The organism is Collinsella aerofaciens (genome assembly GCF_018785245.1).
Lineage (GTDB): Bacteria > Actinomycetota > Coriobacteriia > Coriobacteriales > Coriobacteriaceae > Collinsella > Collinsella aerofaciens_AD.
In genome coordinates this window covers 1-17,842 of sequence record NZ_WQPL01000005.1, presented here as the reverse complement: position 1 = coordinate 17,842, position 17,842 = coordinate 1, and the positions used below count along the sequence as shown (strand labels likewise).

General features: G+C 58.3%; 13 protein-coding genes and 1 tRNA gene. 1 reads left to right on the top strand and 13 read right to left on the bottom strand.

The features are described from left to right. Positions 1-103: 103 nt before the first annotated feature. From GPK39_RS01020 to GPK39_RS00965, 12 genes are all read right to left on the bottom strand, one after another. Positions 104-2,293 (bottom strand): YhgE/Pip domain-containing protein, encoded by a 2,190-nt coding sequence (locus tag GPK39_RS01020; protein ID WP_215673439.1) that lies wholly within the window; start codon positions 2,291-2,293, stop codon positions 104-106. Then, positions 2,294-5,110, bottom strand: coding sequence for a YhgE/Pip domain-containing protein (locus GPK39_RS01015; RefSeq protein ID WP_215673438.1), 2,817 nt, complete (start codon positions 5,108-5,110; stop codon positions 2,294-2,296). Between the two features lie 440 nt (positions 5,111-5,550). After that, positions 5,551-7,575, bottom strand: a complete 2,025-nt coding sequence (htpG, locus tag GPK39_RS01010) for a molecular chaperone HtpG (protein ID WP_215673437.1) — start codon at positions 7,573-7,575, stop codon at positions 5,551-5,553. A 202-nt stretch (positions 7,576-7,777) separates the two neighbouring features. After that, positions 7,778-8,278, bottom strand: a complete 501-nt coding sequence (locus tag GPK39_RS01005) for a GNAT family N-acetyltransferase (protein ID WP_215673436.1) — start codon at positions 8,276-8,278, stop codon at positions 7,778-7,780. 39 nt (positions 8,279-8,317) lie between these two features. Next, positions 8,318-8,968, bottom strand: coding sequence for a tyrosine-protein phosphatase (locus GPK39_RS01000; RefSeq protein ID WP_022094060.1), 651 nt, complete (start codon positions 8,966-8,968; stop codon positions 8,318-8,320). Between the two features lie 17 nt (positions 8,969-8,985). Further along, positions 8,986-9,723 (bottom strand): CpsD/CapB family tyrosine-protein kinase, encoded by a 738-nt coding sequence (locus GPK39_RS00995; protein ID WP_035136836.1) that lies wholly within the window; start codon positions 9,721-9,723, stop codon positions 8,986-8,988. A gap of 2 nt (positions 9,724-9,725) precedes the next feature. After that, positions 9,726-10,382, bottom strand: a complete 657-nt coding sequence (locus GPK39_RS00990; RefSeq protein WP_215673435.1) for a YveK family protein — start codon at positions 10,380-10,382, stop codon at positions 9,726-9,728. A 195-nt stretch (positions 10,383-10,577) separates the two neighbouring features. Then, on the bottom strand, positions 10,578-12,002 hold the full coding sequence (locus GPK39_RS00985; RefSeq protein WP_022094057.1) for a sensor histidine kinase: 1,425 nt from the start codon (positions 12,000-12,002) through the stop codon (positions 10,578-10,580). 3 nt (positions 12,003-12,005) lie between these two features. Continuing rightward, on the bottom strand, positions 12,006-12,734 hold the full coding sequence (locus GPK39_RS00980; protein ID WP_089572665.1) for a response regulator transcription factor: 729 nt from the start codon (positions 12,732-12,734) through the stop codon (positions 12,006-12,008). A 64-nt stretch (positions 12,735-12,798) separates the two neighbouring features. Beyond that, positions 12,799-13,674 carry a phosphate ABC transporter ATP-binding protein PstB gene (pstB, locus tag GPK39_RS00975; protein WP_192934402.1) on the bottom strand — a complete coding sequence of 292 codons (876 nt, stop codon included), beginning with the start codon at positions 13,672-13,674 and terminating at the stop codon, positions 12,799-12,801. 103 nt (positions 13,675-13,777) lie between these two features. Beyond that, positions 13,778-15,016: a sensor histidine kinase gene (locus GPK39_RS00970; protein ID WP_215673434.1), complete on the bottom strand. Its 1,239-nt coding sequence runs from the start codon at positions 15,014-15,016 to the stop codon at positions 13,778-13,780. Positions 15,017-15,042: 26 nt separating this feature from the next. Beyond that, positions 15,043-15,738, bottom strand: coding sequence for a response regulator transcription factor (locus tag GPK39_RS00965; RefSeq protein ID WP_006234805.1), 696 nt, complete (start codon positions 15,736-15,738; stop codon positions 15,043-15,045). Positions 15,739-15,935: 197 nt separating this feature from the next. On the opposite strand from GPK39_RS00965, the gene GPK39_RS00960 reads away from it, so the two are divergent. Then, positions 15,936-17,276 carry a D-alanyl-D-alanine carboxypeptidase family protein gene (locus GPK39_RS00960; RefSeq protein WP_215673433.1) on the top strand — a complete coding sequence of 447 codons (1,341 nt, stop codon included), beginning with the start codon at positions 15,936-15,938 and terminating at the stop codon, positions 17,274-17,276. Positions 17,277-17,598: 322 nt separating this feature from the next. Here GPK39_RS00960 and GPK39_RS00955 read toward each other — a convergent pair. Beyond that, positions 17,599-17,689 (bottom strand) — tRNA-Ser (locus GPK39_RS00955). Between the last annotated feature and the right edge of the window lie 153 nt (positions 17,690-17,842).

Genomic DNA, 17,842 nt, shown 5'->3' with positions numbered 1-17,842 from the left:
AGGGCGCGACCAGAAGGTCAGCGCCCTTTCATTTCACGTCACCTTGGCGCAAATGCGACTCGCTCGCTGGCATTAGTGCTACATCAGCGTTAACGTTGCCGCACTAAATTAGCTTAGTTGATTCCAGCTTTTCGATGATCCAGTCGTTGGCTTTGATGACCGGACGGCGGAAGACGACGCCCAGGGCCAGCGACGGAATCAGATAGCTCGCCAGAATGCCCAGCTCAACCCAGTACTCCATATGGTAGGCGCCAGCCATGGCGGCATGCATGGCGTTAATGCCATGGGTAAACGGCAGGAACGGATAGATCGCCTGGAACACAGGGCCGGTCATCTCGATGGGGAACGTACCGCCCGAACCGCCGACCTGCATGACCAGCAGCACAACGGCCAAAGCCTTGCCGATATCGCCAAACGACACCGTAAGCGTGTAGACGATATTGGAGAACACGAGACTCGCGACCCAGCCCGCCAGCACAAACTGCAGCGGGTCGTCGCACTGGATGCCAAAGAACAGGATGTCGCCCGCGCACACGAGCGTTGCCTGCAGCAGGGCCAGACCGCCAAAGAACAGGTAACGGCCCAGGTAGATCTCGTGCAAGCGCACGGGGATCAGCTCATTGATGAGTTCGTCGTCAACCGAGACCTTCATCATGGCCGCCAGCACGATCGAGCCGACCCAGAGCGACAGAATCGTGTAGAACGGTGCCATGGCCGAACCGTAGTTGCGGATCGGATAGACCGGCTTGCGATCGAGCGCGACGGGGCCGGAAAGCGACACGGCCAGACCCTCGGGATCATTGCCGATCATCGTCTTGATCGTAGCGAGGTCATCCGACATCAAGGCGCCGTCGAGCTCGTCCTTAAACGCGCTGATCTTGTCCGACGCCTCGCCCAGCTGATCAGAAGCCTTGTTGACCAGCTTTGCAGCCTTGGAGAGGCCCTTTGCCAGCGAACCGGATGCGTCGGTCAGGCCGCCTACGGCGCTATCCAGGTCGCCCGAGATGCCATCAAGCGAGTCCAAAATGCCCGAAACCGTCTTCTTGAGCTCCTTGGCCTTAACCGAGAACGTGGAATCGTAATCGGATTTGGCACCCGCGATGCCGGCCTTGGCATCGGCGATGGCCTGATCGACCTCGGCACGCGAGTTGTTGACCTCGGCCATGCTATCGGAGAGAGACTTCGCGGTGGCCGCCAGATCCTTGGCATTGTTGCGGTACTCAACGGCGATTCTGCCCAGCGACGTCGCGGCGGACTTGAGGCCGTCCTTCAAATTCTCATCGCTCACCTGGTCGGCAAGGCTGCGGAGCTGATCGGCCACTGTATCGATATCCTTGGCGCGCGCATTGAGGGCCGCAGCGGCATCGTTGAGTTGGGACACCGTAAGGTAGACATGCTGGTTTGCGGTGTCGAACGCCTTCGCGAACTCGGCAGACACATTGTCGAACGAGCCCGCACTTCCATCGATTGCGGCATCGATGGCATCGTTTGCCGCCTTAAGCGCTTCTTTGGAATCATCGATGCCGCTTTTGGCATGTTCCATGAGCTGCTTTGTCGACTCATCGACCGTACCCGTCTGCTGGAGCATACCGCTCGCCGACGTCAGCGAATCGGACGTGGAGCTCAAAATGCCCGCAAGCGACGTTGCGCTGGCCTGAACGTCCTGCAGGTCCTGGACCGAATCGCCGAGCGTCGAGGACAGGTTGGCGATAAAGTTGCTGACCTGGTCGGTGCTCATGTAATCGAGCAGGCTGGACACCGTCTTAAGACCGATGCTCGTAATGGTCTCGGTAAAAGTTTCGTTAACCTGGCTCTGAACGGCACTCGAACCCTTCTCGGTCACGATCTGCGCGATGGCGTTGGCCTTCTGGTTCTCGTAAAACTCGATATCGGCGTGTTTCACGTCGGTCGAGAAAAGCGTCATCATGTCAGCGCTAAACGTTTTGGGGATAACGACGGCAGCATAGTACGCGCCCGACTTAACGCCCTCGATAGCCTTTTCGCGATTGTTGAGCACAACCCAATCGAAGCTCTCGTTGCCGCGTAGGGTGGCGGTCACGTTTTCGCCCACGTTAACCTCGACGGGGATCAAATCGCTCTCGTAGCCCTCATCGGTGTTGACCACGGCGATCTTAAGATTGCCGGTGTTGCCGTACGGATCCCAGCTGCCGGCGATGTTAAACCACGCGTACAGACACGGTACGATAATGAGGCCCATCACGACAACCAAGCCGATCACGGAGCGAGACACGTTTTGGACATCGCGCTTAAACAGATGCAGGATGTTCTTCATTTATGCCTCACCTCCTTTGGAGTGCTTGCCAAGCGCGGTGGTATCTCCATCATTTGTGGCTGTGCTGTCGCTGCCCTGAGATTTATGGTGCGAGCCGATATGCGGCAAGCGGCCCGTGGACTGATCGCCGCCCTTGGCACCACGCTCGCTGGCGTTGAGGCCAAACATGTGGCGGGCGGCAGGAATGGCGGCCGTGTGTTCGCGCATCTCGCGACGCAGGTCCTCATCCGAAAGCGCCGAGATGCGCATCTGGGTATTGAGGCTCGCGCGGATATATTCGATATTGATAAGCCAGCCGCAGATGGCAATAACCGAGATGATCCAAATGACAAGCAGGATGATCTTGCCGTTATTGTCGATATCGAGAACCGTCGACAGGACAAAGAGCAGGACCTGAACGCCCACCACGGCGGCAAAACCGCCCTTGATGTAGTACGGGTAGCGATGTTCAAAGGCGACCGCATGATCGAGCAGTTCGCGACGGTACGAATCGGAATCGAGCATGACACGCATGGCCGTGCGCAGCGAGTAGCGCTGGCGCGGCAGGTCGTTGGACTCGCAAATCATCATACCGGTCGTGGAAAGCTGTTTATCAAAGAGCAGGTTAAGGTTGAGCAGCAGCGGACGCAGCTGCAGACCGATAAAGAGCGCCACGATCAAGAACACGCCCAGAATGCACAGGTTAAACAGGTAGTTGAACGAATACATGCCGCCGACCGTCTCGCGCAGCAGATTGATGCCGTAGGTAAAGGGCAGCAGCGGGTGCAGCCACTGGAAGAAGCCTGGCATCATCTCGATGGGGTACATGCCCGACGAACCCGGGATCTGCACGATAACCAGAATGACGCCGATAGCCTTGCCGATATGCTTAAACGTGGTGGACAGCGCATAGATGATATTGACGTAGGTGAACGAGATGGCGATGCCGCCCAGCACGAACAGCAGCGGGCTGACGCACTGCACGCCGATCACCAGATCGCCTACCGTAACGATGATGGCCTGCAACGCGCCCAGGATCACCAGGAGCAACCAGCGGCCAAAGTAGCCCTGACGCGCGGTAAAGCTGCCGATGCCTTCGCGGTCGACCTCGAGCTTGTAGATAGCGATAAGCACGTAGCCGCCCACCCACAGCGCCAGATTGGTATAGAACGGGGCAATGCCCGAACCAAAGCTCTTGACCGGGTAAATTGACTTTGAGGTCAGCTCGACCGGAGATGCCATGAAGTCTGCAACATCATCGACGTCGACGCCCATCAGGCCGGCCAGCTCGCCCATGGACTCGGAGGTCTGTAGCGCCGCGATGTCGTTGGCGGCGGTTGCGAGCTTGTCCTGGACCTTGGCAAGCGAGGCATCGGTCTGGGACAGCGTGGTCTTGGCCTGACCGAGCGTGGCGTTGAGTTGCGAAAGTGTACCGCGCGCACTTGCAATAGTAGGCGTGAGGCCAGACACGATTCCCGTCAGATCACCCGAGACGGCGGCAAACGAATCAAGTGCGCTCGAGACCTTCGGCAGCGCGTTTTGACCCAAGTCCGTCTGAGCCTGGCCAAGGTTGGTCGCACCGGTCTGAATTGCATTATTGATAGCGTCGCTGGCACCCGAGACAGCCGCAGCGTCATTCGCCATGGCGCTCGACTGCGCAGACAGACCGTCCTTGATGCTCTGAAGCTTTTCATTCTGCTCGCGGAGCAAATCGATGATCGATACAATGCGCGCGTCAATTTCCTTGGAACCTGTCGACGTGTCATTGACGAGAATTTCCAAGTGCCCGATAACGGCCTTATTGTGGTCGATCGTCGCTTGGAGAGACTCAAGCGAGTTGTCGATACGGGTAGTCGTAGATGTGACCGTGCCCGTCAGCTTGCCGATGGCAGCGTTCGCAGAGGCCGACGTCTTGGTAAGCGCAAGGCTGCCTTCCGAGAGCGCCTTGGAGAGCGAGGTGATGGAGTTGCCCGCCGTGGTGCGAGCTTCGCCCAGCAGGTCGTTACCCTGAGAGATCGTCTGCGTCAGTGACGGCGCCTGACCCTGCAGGCCGGCAAGTGCCGCATCGGCCGAGGCGATAGCGCCACTCGTCTTATCGATGGCGGCATTCATATCGCCAATCGAATCGCGCACCTCGCCCAAGGTGTCGGACGCCTCGGACACCGAACTTGCCAGCGAGTCCTGAGTCTGGGTTGCCTTGTCCTTTAAATCGACACCGGCATCCTTGGCGATACCGGCAACAGTCTTGCCTACCGTAGAGACAAATTCCGAGTTGATCTGCTCCTCGATGGTGTTTGCACCGGTATCGGTAACCTTGGGCGCAATAGCGCTCTTCTTCTCATTGACGTAGTACGTAAGCTTGGGCTGATGGTAGTTGCCGTCGAGCATCGAAACCAGGTTATCCGAGAAGTTCTTGGGGACTACGATGGCCGCATAGTACTCACCGCTCTCGACGCCCTCTTTGGCATCGGCCGCAGAATCGACGAAGGTCCAGCCCAGCTGATCGTTCTCCTTGAGCTGATCGACGACCTGATCGCCCGCGTTGAGCTCGCCCACCAGGTCGTTTTGGGTGCCCCGATCGTTGTTGGCGATGGCAATCTTGATGCCCTGGGTGTTTCCGTACGGATCCCAGTTGGCCACGATGTTGTACCAGGCATACAGCGAGGGAATAACGCACACGCCAAGGGTAACCACCAAGGCGACGGGGTTCACAAGCAGTCGCTTAATGTCGCGCTTGAATATCGCAAAGGAGACCTTTGCGTTGGATAGTTTGCTGCCGAGGCTCACGCTATGACCATCCATCCTGTCGTTGAATCGAATCGTACTATCGACAACCATTGTAGTAGGCGCTTTAACGTCTCAAAGCACAATGGTGTTGAGTTTTGCGGGTAGCAATATACTACGAAGATGAGTTAACGTACAGATGTACAGTATCCTAAATTTCAGCAGGTCACAAAACCACAACCCGCACAAATTAGCAATTCAAATAGTCATCGGGGACGTTCTTAAATGACTAGTCAAACAAGAACGTCCCCAATGACTACTTAGGACCACGGCAACGTCGATGTTTTGGCAATGCCAGCGAGCGGGCGCCAGAGCGAACAAATTGGCATGAAAAGAGGACGGCATAGACCTTCTGGTCATGCCGTCCTCTTTGAATGACAAGTTGTCGCTCTGGCGCCCGCGCAGCGTCGACTGGTCCGCCGTTCGTTAGAACGGCGGAACTGAGGGCAGCGTCGAGCCGTTACGCGGTTTGGTAAAACCGCGTAACTACCTAACTACATCAAGTTGCAAACAGCCGCCGCGAAGGCAACGGGGTCCTCGGGCAAAATGCCCTCGACCAGCAGAGCCTGGTCATAGAGCAGACCGGAGTACTGCTTGATCTTGTCGGCGTCGCCTGCCTTCTGGGCAGCGACAAGCTTGTCAAAGACCGGGTGCTTGGCGTTGAGCTCGAGCACGCGTTGGCTCTTGGGCATGCCGTCGGGCGCGCCCTCGGGTCCTTTCTGGAGCACCTTCTCCATCTCGAGCGAAAGTGGGCCCTCGGTGGTGATGCAAGCGGGGGCATCGGTCAGGCGCGCGGAGACGGCAACTTTCTCGACCTTGTCACCGAGCGCCTCCTTCATTGCGCTAAAGAGATCCTCGTTCTCCTTGGTGGCGTCCTCGGCCTCCTTCTTCTCGTCCTCGGTCGCCAGATCAAGATCGCCAGTCGCAACGTTCTTGAGCTCCAGATGACGATCCTCGACCTCGGGCTCGGCACCGTCGGCCACGGCCTTTTCGGCAGCCTCGCGGGCAGCATCGTCCTCGTAGATCTTGGGCATATCGGCGGCAACGTACTCACGCATAGCCTGGAACGTGAACTCATCCACATCCTGCGTCAGCAGCAGCACGTCATAGCCGCGGTCGAGCACGCCCTTTACCACGGGCATCTTGGCCAAGCGCTCACGCGAATCGCCGGCGGCGTAGTAGATGGCCTTCTGATCCTCGGGCATGCCCTTGGCATACTCGGCCAGGGTAATCATCTTCTGTTCCTTGGCAGACCAGAACAGCAGCAGGTCGGCAAGCTCATCGGCCTTCATGCCATAGCTCGAGTAGATGCCGTACTTAAGGCCGCGGCCAAAGTTCTCAAAGAACTTCTCGTAGGCCTCGCGGTCGTTGTCGCGCATATCCTCAAGGTCGGCGGTAATCTTCTTTTCCACACGCTTGGCGATGGCCTTGAGCTGACGGTTCTGCTGCAACGTCTCACGCGAGATGTTGAGCGACACGTCAGCAGAATCCACGACGCCGCGAACAAAGTTGTAGTAGTCGGGCAGCAGGTCGTCGCACTTCTCCATAATCAGCACGTTGGAGCTGTAGAGCGCCAGGCCCTTCTCGTAGTCCTTGCTGTACAGATCGAACGGCGCGCGGTCCGGCACAAACAGCAGGGCGTCATACTCGAGCGTGCCCTCGGCATGGAAGCTGATGGTGCGCGCAGGATCGTCAAAGTCGTGGAACGTGGACTTGTAGAACTCGTCGTAGTCCTTCTGCTCGACATCGGAGCTGCGCTTTTTCCAGATCGGTGTCATTGAGTTGACGGTCTCGAGCTCCTGGTAGTCCTCGTACTCGGGCTTGTAATCGTCGCCGGCGTCCTCGGGCTTGGGTTTCTGGCGGCTCTTGGACACCATCATCTGAATCGGGTAGCGCACATAGTTGCTGTACTGCTGAATCAGGCTCTTGAGGCCCCACTCGGTCAGGAAGCGATCGTAGGTCTCGGCCTCGCCGTCGGCATCGAGCTTCTCGTTCTCGCGCAGCGTCAGGATGACATCGGTACCGTGCTCGGCGCGCTCGCCGTTCTCGATGGTGTAGCCCTCAAGACCGTCGGATTCCCACACATGGGCGACATCCTCGCCATAGGCGCGGCTGACGACCTTCACATGGCTGGCGACCATAAAGGCCGAGTAGAAGCCCACGCCAAACTGGCCGATGATGTCGACATCCGAACCCTGCTGCTCGGCGTTCTCGGTCTTAAACTCCTCGGAGCCGGAATGAGCGATGGTGCCCAGATTGCGCTCGAGCTCCTCGGCGGTCATGCCAATGCCGTTATCCGAAATCGTGATGGTGCGGGCGTCCTTATCAAAGGAGACGCGAATGGCCAGGTCGCCCTGGTCGATCTTAACGCTCGGGTCCTGCAGGCTCTTAAAGTTGAGCTTGTCGACGGCGTCGCTCGCGTTAGAGATAAGCTCGCGCAGGAAGATTTCCTTATTGGTGTAGATGGAGTTGATCATGAGGTCGAGCAGTTTTTTGCTCTCGGTCTTAAATTGACGCATGTGCAGTCCTTTCGCGCTACCCCCGCCCGCAAAAACGGCCCGGTCGCCCGAGCCGCATCGCAGACCTGCTATGTTCAGACTTAGATTTTATAACCCATTAGCGCGCATATATACATACGGAATCGAAAAACTGTATGTCAGAGCGCTCTGATGCGCCAATTGCCAAGGAGTGTCCCCAACTGCCGGCGGAAAAGGAACGCCCCTATCTGTCGCCCAGCAGTTTAGCCATCCAGACATGAGGCTGGCCCTCGTCTTCGTAATCTACCGGGGCAATTTGCGTGTAGCCCGCCTTTGCATAGAGCGGCAGCACGTATTCCTGCGCATGCAGCTTAATAAGCTTAGCGCCGGCATTGCGTGCACACGCAGCACTGGCCTCGACGATCGCACTCGCCAGTCCGCGACGACGCATAGCCGGCAGCACGGCGACGCGCCCCATAATGTAGGTCTCCCCCGCCGCAACGCCTTCGTCCATGTCGCAGGCCGGCAACACCTGGGCCTCTGCGTCAGCCACGCGCTCAAGCTCTTCGGGAAACACGCGCGAGCAACCGGCAAGCTCGCCGTCTACATAGAGCGTCACATGAATGCAGTTCGGGTCCTCGTCGATAGCGTCGAACTCATTCTCGTAGCCCTGCTCGTCCATAAAAACGACGCGGCGCACCAACGCCGCGTCATCAAAGCATCCCGTCTTAAGTTGGATATCCATGGCTGCCCTTTCATTCAATGCGAACGTTAGGGACAGATATTAGCGAAAATGAGCTCCGCGCACGCTAAACTTCGCGCGAGCCTTCGCCAGGCAGTCGTAATGACCCACGTTATGGGCATCGCTCGCGATGAAGCTGTACAGGTTCTGATCGAACAGGCGCTGTGCCGGCTTTTTTTCGCGACCAAAGCGACCGCCGGCAATAAAGTCCGCCGAAGCCTGCAGCTTGCAGCCCATATCGACCAGGCGCTCCGCCACGCTTACATCCTTTTGAACCGCACGATAGCGCTCAGGATGAGCGATGATCACCTGGTAGCCACGGCACTGCAAATCGTAAATCGTGTTCTCGTACTCTCTAAACGCATACGCATCGGCATGCGTCGAAAGCTCGAGCAGAAACTCGTTGGTTCCATCGAAATGCAAGTGCTCCGCGGCATCGATACCAAGTTCAACGAGCTTTCGATGGTTGACCTCGAAGCCCATCTGGAGCGGAAAACCGTCAGCGTTATCACGCAGCAGCTCAAAGGCATCCCACATCTTGTCGTAATCAAAATAGGGATCACGGCAGTGAGGAGTGCAAACGATTCTGGTTACACCGGCCCGCTTGGCAGCCTCGAGCATCGCCAAGCTCTCATCGAGATCGGCGGCGCCGTCGTCTACACCCGGCAAGATATGGCAATGAATGTCACGCATAGGTCAGCCTTAATCAACTAAACGTTTGCTCGGTTGGTGAAGATGCCCTTTTTGGAAGTCCCCTGATCGTCGGAGCCCTTCTTCACCTTCTTACCGTCCTTGGTGTAGTAGGAGTAGTAGTACTCGCTGGTCTCGGTCTCGCAGTAGTTCATAACGGTACCGATGAGCTTGACCTTCTCGGACTTCTTAAGCTGACCGATGGCGTTGAGCGCCTCCTCGCGCTTGGTGAAATCCTCACGCACGACAAAAAGCGCACCGTCGGTCAGACTTGCGATCTCGGCAGCATCGATGAAGGTGCCGACCGGGGGAGCATCAAAGATGACGTACTGGAACTTGGCGGACAGTGCCTTTACCAGCTTGGCAAAGCGGTGAGAGACGATGATGTCGGCAGGATTGGGAATATGCGGCTCGGCATCGAGGAAGTAGAAGTTCTTCTGACCCGTCTCGACAATCGCCTGGTCAATAGAAACCTGCTCGGAAAGGACTGCATAGAGTCCGCCGCGGGAGCGGACGCCGAGCATATCGGCAAGGGACCTGCGACGCATATCAGCCTCGACCAGCAGGACGCTCTTGCCGCTGGTGGCGATAGCCTGGGCAAGGTTGATGGAAACCGTAGACTTGCCCTCGTTGGGAATCGAGGACGTAACGGTGATGGTGCGAATGGGGTCGTCCACGCTCGCAAAGCGGATGTTGGCCAGAAGGGTCTTGGCGGCATTCTGTACAACGAGCTTATCGGTGTTCTTTGCCTTAGCCATGCCTATTTACCACCTTTCATAGCCGGAATTCGGCCAACAACGGGAATGCCCAGGAGCTCTTCCGCCTCTTCGGCACCGCGGATGCGGGTATTGAGCATGTCTGCCAAAACGACATAGGCGACTGCGATAAAGATACCGGCGAGGAACGCGACGGCAATATACAGCGTGCGCTTGGGGCCGCTGGGGGCTTCGGGGGTCTTAGCCTCGTCGATAACGTTGATGCTCTGGGCAGCGCCGACGTTCTGAGCGACCGTACTCACCGAGCTAGCTATGGCCTTTGCGACCTCAGCCGTCTCCTTGGCATCGGTGCCGGTAACCGAAAGCGTAATGACACGCGTGGTGGTCTCGGAGGAAACAGACACCTTGTAGTCATCCAGATCGGTGAGGCCCAGTTCCTTGGCGGCGCCGCTCTTAACGCTATCGCTATCCAGCAGCGTGGCGATATCGTTGGAAAGCATCTGGCTCGCCGAGAGATCGTTGTAGCTCATCTGGCCGCTATCGTCGGTCTTGGCGAGAATGTACATGCTCGTCGTCGCGGTATAGGTGTTGTCCATCGCGGCGAAGGACACGATGCCCATGGCGATCGCGCAGACCACCGGAAGGGTGATGACCAGCTGAAGGTGCTTTTTGAGCAGCTGGAACAGTTCGAGAAGGGTCATGCAGCTTGCCTTTCATTTCCCCAGTTCGTATTGACAAAACTGACCGTATGTTATCGCATCTTTTTGCCGAGACCAAACTCTATACATAAGAAACAGGCTCTCCTGTAAAAATGTCGGAAGCAATCGTAAAATTGCACAACAACGCCGCACCCGAAAGTCAAATGCGGCGTCTACATCAATACCTATGTTGTATCGCTATGCGAATGGCTCGTCCTGCTGTATGGGAAACGTCACCGTAATGGTGGTTCCCACGCCCAACTCGCTCGACAGATCGAGCGTGGCGTGATGATACAGGGCCGCATGCTTGACAATGGCAAGCCCCAGACCGGTTCCGCCGCGCGCCTTGGACCTACTCTTGTCCACGCGATAGAACCGCTCAAATACCTTGCCCTGTTCTTCAGGCGCGATACCGATTCCCGTGTCGGCGACCGCAAGGAACGGATGGCCTTCGTCGTTGGTGCCGCACTGCAGCGTAACCGTACCGCCGGGTCGATTGTAGCGGATGGCGTTGCTTGCCAGATTATAGATGAGCTCGTCAATCAAGCGCGACACGCCCTCGATGACCACAGGCTTGGTCTCATGACTTATCGTCACATTCGCCTGACGGGCGACCTGTTCAAGACGCTGCTCAACCGCGTAGATGGCACGCGAGAGCTCAATAGGCTCCGTGGACCCAATGGGCACCGCCTCGCCCTCAGTTGCACGCTCGGCCTCGTCCAAGTTAGACAGCGTAAGGATATCGTTGACAAGCGCTGCCAAGCGGCCCGCCTCACGATAGATGCGACCGCCAAAGTTGCGCAGGTCGCCCTCGCCCTCGACCATGCCGTTTGCGATGAGCTCGGCATAGCCCGAAATCGCCGTAAGCGGCGTCTTGAGCTCATGGGTGATATTCGCCGTGAACTCGCGGCGCATACGGTCGTTGTCCGCCAGCACCGCCATTTGGCGCTTGAGCTCCTGGCGCTGCGACTCAATACGCTCAAGCATGGGGACCATCTCGGCATAGGCGTGCTCATAGCTACGGCGTGGGTGGTCCAAATCCACCTCTTGCAAAGGCGCGATGATGGCACGGGACTCGCGGCGCGCCATAAAAAACGAGAGTACCGCACCCGCTGCTGCGATAAGCAGCATCGGCGCCACCATCGACAGCAAAATCGCCGCAACGCCAGGCTGGGCCTGCGCCAAGCGGACAACCTGGCCGTTATCAAGGGCGACGGCGCGATACAGCATAATCTCGTCGAGCGTAGAGCTTGCGCGCTCCGCGGAACCCGAACCACTCTCAAAGGCCTCGATGACCTCGGGGCGATCGCCATGGTTGGGCAGTGTGGAAGGCGACGCCTCGTTGTCGTAGGCAACCGATCCATCCTTGTTAATCAGCGTGATGCGCAAGTCCTCTCGATCGAGGCTACGCAAGAACGGGATGGGCTCCTGCTGCTCGTCGAGGGCGGCAGCAATGAGCTCGGTTTCTTGCGCCAAGTTGGCACTCGTGGCATCCGCCAAGGTGTTTTGCACAAAGAACGCACCCAGCACCGTAAACGCCACGATAACCGCCATGGCGCAGACAAAGATCGTCACAAAAACGCGGTGCGACAGCGTATGTTTTCCCTGGGGGGCGAAGACCACGGGTTACTCCTCCGATGCGGTGGCCGCGGTGTCGTCACCTTCGGCACCATCACCGGCAGAAGGCTCGGCCAAGCGGTAGCCCACGCCGCGCACGGTCTCGATGGCGCTGGCATGCTCGCCCAGTTTTTGGCGAAGCGTCTGCACGTGCACGTCAACGGTGCGCGAACCGCCGTCGAAGTCCCAGCCCCACACGCTCTGCAGCAACGACTCGCGGGTAAAAACCACGCCGGGCTTGCGCATGAGGTACTCGAGCAGGTCGAACTCGCGCAGGGTGAGCTTAAGCGGCTCGCCGGCAACGGTCACCTCGCGATGGCTGGGCGAGAGCACAATGTCGCCCACGCTGAGCACATCGCTCGCCTGTTTGACCATACCGCCGCGACGCAGCAGTGCGCGACAGCGGCTGGCGAGCTCCATGAGCGAGAAGGGTTTAGTCAGGTAATCGTCGGCACCGCCATCGAGCGCCATCACCTTGTCGAGCTCGGTGTCCTTGGCAGTAAGCATCATGATGGGCACCGTCGCCGTCAGGCGGTCGGCGCGCAGGCGACGCATAATCGCCAAACCATCGGTATCGGGCAGCATGATGTCGAGCAGGACGGCATCGGGTACCCGTCGCGCCACGGCAGCCTTAAACTCACCGTCGCACGAAAAGCCCTCGGCCTCGATTCCCTGCTTGCGCAGTGCATAGACCGTCAAATCCCTGATGTTGTCATCGTCCTCGACGTAATAGATCATGTTGAACCCCTTTGCGGCCGGCATGACCGCATCTTAACCCTAAAGGTACCTTTACTAGATGGTATCAGCCAAAACGTCCCGTCAAATAATCCGCCGTGCGCGGATCGGTCGGATTCTTGAAGAGTTGCGCGGTGGGCGCGTGCTCCACCAGCTCACCCAGCAAAAAGAATGCGACCGAATCGGAGATACGCGCCGCCTGCTGCATATTGTGCGTAACGACCACGAGCGTGCAGGTCTCTTTGAGCTCGCAGGCCAGCTGCTCCACCACCAGCGTCGACACAGGGTCGAGTGCCGAGGTCGGCTCGTCCATCAGCAGAATGTCGGGCTGCACGGCAAGTGCGCGGGCGATGCACAGACGCTGCTGCTGGCCGCCCGAAAGACCCAGACCCGACTCTTTGAGCTTGTCCTTGACCTCATCCCATAGCGCAGCGCGACGAAGGGAGTCCTCGACCAGCTCATCCAGCGCAGCGCGATCGCGCACACCCATACCGCGCGGACCATACGCGACGTTGTCGTAGATGCTCATGGGAAACGGGTTGGGGCGCTGGAACACCATGCCCACGCGCTGGCGAAGGCGGCAGATGTCGTAGTCGCCCAGGATATCTTGACCATCGAGCGCAATCTTGCCCTCGATGCGGCAGTCCTTGATGCCGTCGTTCATGCGGTTAAAGCAGCGCAGCAACGTGGACTTTCCGCAGCCCGAAGGCCCGATGAACGAGGTAATCTGCTTGTCGCGGATCTTGATATTCACGTCCTTGAGCGCATGGTGGTCGCCATAGAACAGGTCGAGGCCCTCGACATCGATTCGCGTCGGCGAGGCGGCAAGATCCTCTGCCGTGGGGCGAGTCGCATCCCCAACCTCGCGCTCGTGCGCGGCCTCGGCCTGCGCTTTCATGAGTTCTTCAAGCTCCGTGGGCTCCACAGCCGCAGCAGCCGTCATACCGCATACCTCCACATCGATATCAATTCAGCAGTATCGATAGTAGGAATCGCGGCTCATATGCACGTGAGCGCATTGTCAAGTGTTTGTAAGGGCACACTGGCTATGCGGCGGGCAGCTCGATGGTGAATATCGTGTGTTCGGGCGTCGATTCACACGCAACGGTACCGCCGTGCGCGCATACGATCTCCTTGGCGATGGCAATCCCCAGTCCAGCGCCGCCGCGATTGGTCGCACGCGCCGCATCCAGGCGATAGAACTTCTCAAAGATCACCTTGAGCTTTGCCGCAGGGATGGGATCGCCCTGATTGATAAAGCGCACGCGCACGCCACCGCCGTCCCGGCGTCTGGCCTCGATCGTGATGGTCGAGCCCTCATAGCTATAGGCAATAGCGTTTTTCATGATGTTGTTGAACACGCGAGCCATTTTGTCGCCATCCACGAGCACCGTCAGGTCCTCTCGAATATCAACTTGGACTTCCTTATGCTGCTCGTTGAGGATGGGATAGAACTCGTCAGCCACCTGAGCCAGCAGCAACCCCAGATCAACATAGCCGCGCGTGAGCACGATATCGTGGAAGTCAAAGCGCGTGATATCGAAGAACTCTTCGATGAGCGTATCGAGCCGGTGCGCCTTGTCGAGCGCCACGCCCGTAAAGTGCGCACGTTGCTCAACCGGCAGCTCGGGAGCCTCTTGCAGCAGCGAAAGATAGCCCACCACACTGGCAAGCGGGGTGCGTAGGTCATGTGCCAAGTACGTGACCAAATCGTCCTTGCGATGCGACTCGTCACGCAGAGCTTGCTGCACCTTGCGCTCACGGTCACGCACGCGGTTAAGGGCGCCCTCGACCTCCAAGAAGTCGCCGTCGATGTTATCCCAGGTGTCGGGGTGATCGATCAGGCGATCTTGAATACGAGCGGCCAGCACACAATCGGCATGCTGCTCGCCCTGTTCGTAGCCCTGGTAGTACAGGGCGCGGCCGCACAAGAACAGCACGCACGCGGCAAGCGCCAGCACAAAGCCAAGCATGTTGAATACAAAGCCGGCATCGAACAGCACCGGCCCTTCGATGCCGCCGAGCGCCATGGCGCCAATCGCCAACGTCATGGCCCACGCGGCGCCGCCAATCACCACGCAGCGGCACACGATCTCAAATCGATCGATCAGCAAAAAGCCGACAAGCAGCACCGCCAAGATTCCGACGATGTTGTCGATGCCAATCAGCAGCAGGCTCAGCAAAAAGAGCAGCACCGTTGCAAGCGCGCGGTTGTCGACGACCGACCTCACGTATTCAAAGAGCCGATCGGGCACCTCGAACGCTTGCCTATCGTCTTTTGTCATATCAAGATCCTCACAAGCGAAAAGCGTTATTCGATGATGTAGCCGACGCCCCAGACGTTTTTGATAAAGCGTGGCTTTTGTGCGTCGTCGCCGATCTTTTCGCGCAAGTGGCGAATATGCACCATCACCGTATTGTTGGAGCCGGGCATAAAGTCCTCGTTCCACACCGCGCGGAACAGGTCCTCCACGGCCACCACGCTGCCGCGATGCTCGACCAGATACAGCAAGATTGAATACTCGGTGGGCGTGAGGCGAACCGGTGAACCGTCCACTGTCACGGAACGGGCATCGCGGTTGATCTCCAAGCCGTCGAGCTGAATGGTCGGCGACTCGGCCGCCTGTGCACGGCTACCGTAGCTGGTGTAGCGGCGAAGCTGAGCGTGCACGCGCGCGATGAGCTCCAGCGGACGGAACGGCTTAACCACGTAATCGTCCGCGCCAAGCGAAAGGCCCCCGATCTTGTCTTGCTGGGCATCGCGCGCCGTCAGCATGATCACGGGATAGGTATGGCTGGAACGGATCGTACGCAGCAGCTCAAACCCATCGATATCGGGCAGCATGACATCAAGCAGCGCCAGATCGAACTCCTGCTCCAAAATCGCCTTGGCAGCATCGGCCCCGCTATAGGCAATCTGGACATCAAAGCCCTCTTTTGTAAGGTAGATGCCAACCAAGTCGGCGATGGCCTTCTCGTCATCAACTACCAAAATGCGCTCGTTCATGCGTGCTCCTCTCGCGCTCCATTATGCCTGAGGCGACGCACGCCACACACAACAAGCGTGGGTGATTAAGTCGGCCTTAAGCACCCTTGTGCCCGTTCGGGTGCGGATGTGGGCCAAGCGCGCACGCGATGATCGCCGACGCCGGCAAACGATATACTCTAGTTTCAGAAGAGACCATCCCGTCGAAAGCGAAATCTGTGAAGTCCCTCACCTCTTTTGCAAAGCGCTCAGCCCAGCTTGCCGCCGGCTTTGTCTGCGCTATCGCCCTTGCCGCTGGCGCGCCCACCGTCGCCGGCGCCCAAGTGCTCACGACCGACAATGTTTGCGGCAAAACCGCCGATGCGCGCGGCATCACGGCCGAAAACCTGCCCGATATCGATGCGACCAATGCCCTCGTCATGGGCAAAGACGGCACCGTCTACTATGGGCGCGGCGCCGATGAGCAGGTCAAGATTGCCTCGATCACCAAGGTCATGACCGCAATCCTAACCGTCGAGAATTGCAAGATGGACGAGAAGGTCACGGTAAGCAACACCGCGGCCACCGTGGGTAATTCGACCGCCGGCTTGCTCGAAGGCGACGAGCTTACCGTGGAGCAGGCACTGCGCGGCCTGATGATTCCCTCGGGCAACGACGCCGCCATCGTGCTCGCCGAATATGTGGGCAAGAAGATCGACCCTAAGACCAAAGACGCCGAGGCCACATTTGTGAAGGCCATGAATGAGCGCGCTAAGAAGCTCGGCTGCACCGGTACGCTTTTTGAAAACCCGCATGGTCTGGACTTTGATGAGTGGGCTGGCGATATGCACTCAACCGCACACGACGTAGCGCTGATGATGCAGGAGGCCATGAAAAACGACACGATCCGCGAGGTCGTAGCGAGCGAGGATTCCTGGATCGAAGTCACGGGCGCCGACGGCACCGACCATTCGCATTCCATGGACACGCATAACTATTTGCTGGGCCAAGATGGCAACATCGGTGGCAAGACCGGCACCACCGACGACGCGGGCTATTGTTTTACGGGTGCCTACAACCGCGATGGCGACGAGATCTACACCGTTATTTTGAACTCCACCACCACCGACCAGCGCTTTACCGATACCGCCACCCTTGCCAACTGGTACTACGACCACAAGGTGACGGTCGCAATCGCCAACACGCAGGAAAAGACCGCCAACGGCAACCCGCTTATGGCGCGCATTAGTCAAACCGACTGGACGGATAAGACGATCGACGCCACGCTCGCCGATCCCACGGCGCAAGCGACCGTGTTTTCCCTTGCCGGCGAGGTGACCGAAAAGGTTAGCTACGACGATCTTTCGGGCACGGTGCATGTGGGCGACAAGGTGGGCAGCGTTACGCTCAAGCAGGACGGCACCAAGATCGCCGTCATGGACCTGGTTGCCGACGAGGAAGGCGCAGGGCCGAATCCCATTGAATGGCTGCTCGTGAAGCTCGATCGCTTGGGCCGCCGCATCGACAACCGCCCACTTGCGGCAGAGAGCGAGACCGTCGCCAAGGCGCCCAAGGCGTAGGGCCGGAGCGATATCACATCGAACCAAATGAGGCGTCCAACGGGGCGCCTCATTTTTGAAGGTTCGAATCCCCAGCTAACGTGGTTCAACTAAAAAAGGGCCCCCAATGGGACCCTTCTTTAAAGTTAAACTGGCGGAGAGCTGGGGATGTCCGGGCATGCTACGCATGCCCTCCGGCTTCAAAGCCTGGCGGCTTTTCGCCCACGGGCTACAAACGCTTTCGCGTTTGCTTAACGCCCGTGCCCTCTCGGGTTCGAATCCCCAGCCTCCTTTCTCCGCACAAAAAAAGGACCCCCAATGGGACCCTTCTTTAAAGTTAAACTGGCGGAGAGCTGGGGATTCGAACCCCAGATGCCCTTTTGGGGCATACTCGCTTAGCAGGCGAGCACCTTCGGCCTCTCGGTCAGCTCTCCGTAACAGCCGTTCTATAGTAACCAAACAGCCGAAGTTGGGCAAGGGGAATTTTGAGGCGTTTCCTCTTTTACCCCTTGATTATCAACTTCATCCGAACACCTCCCACATTCATCCGCACATGTGCGGATGAATGTGGGAACCCGATACCCTGA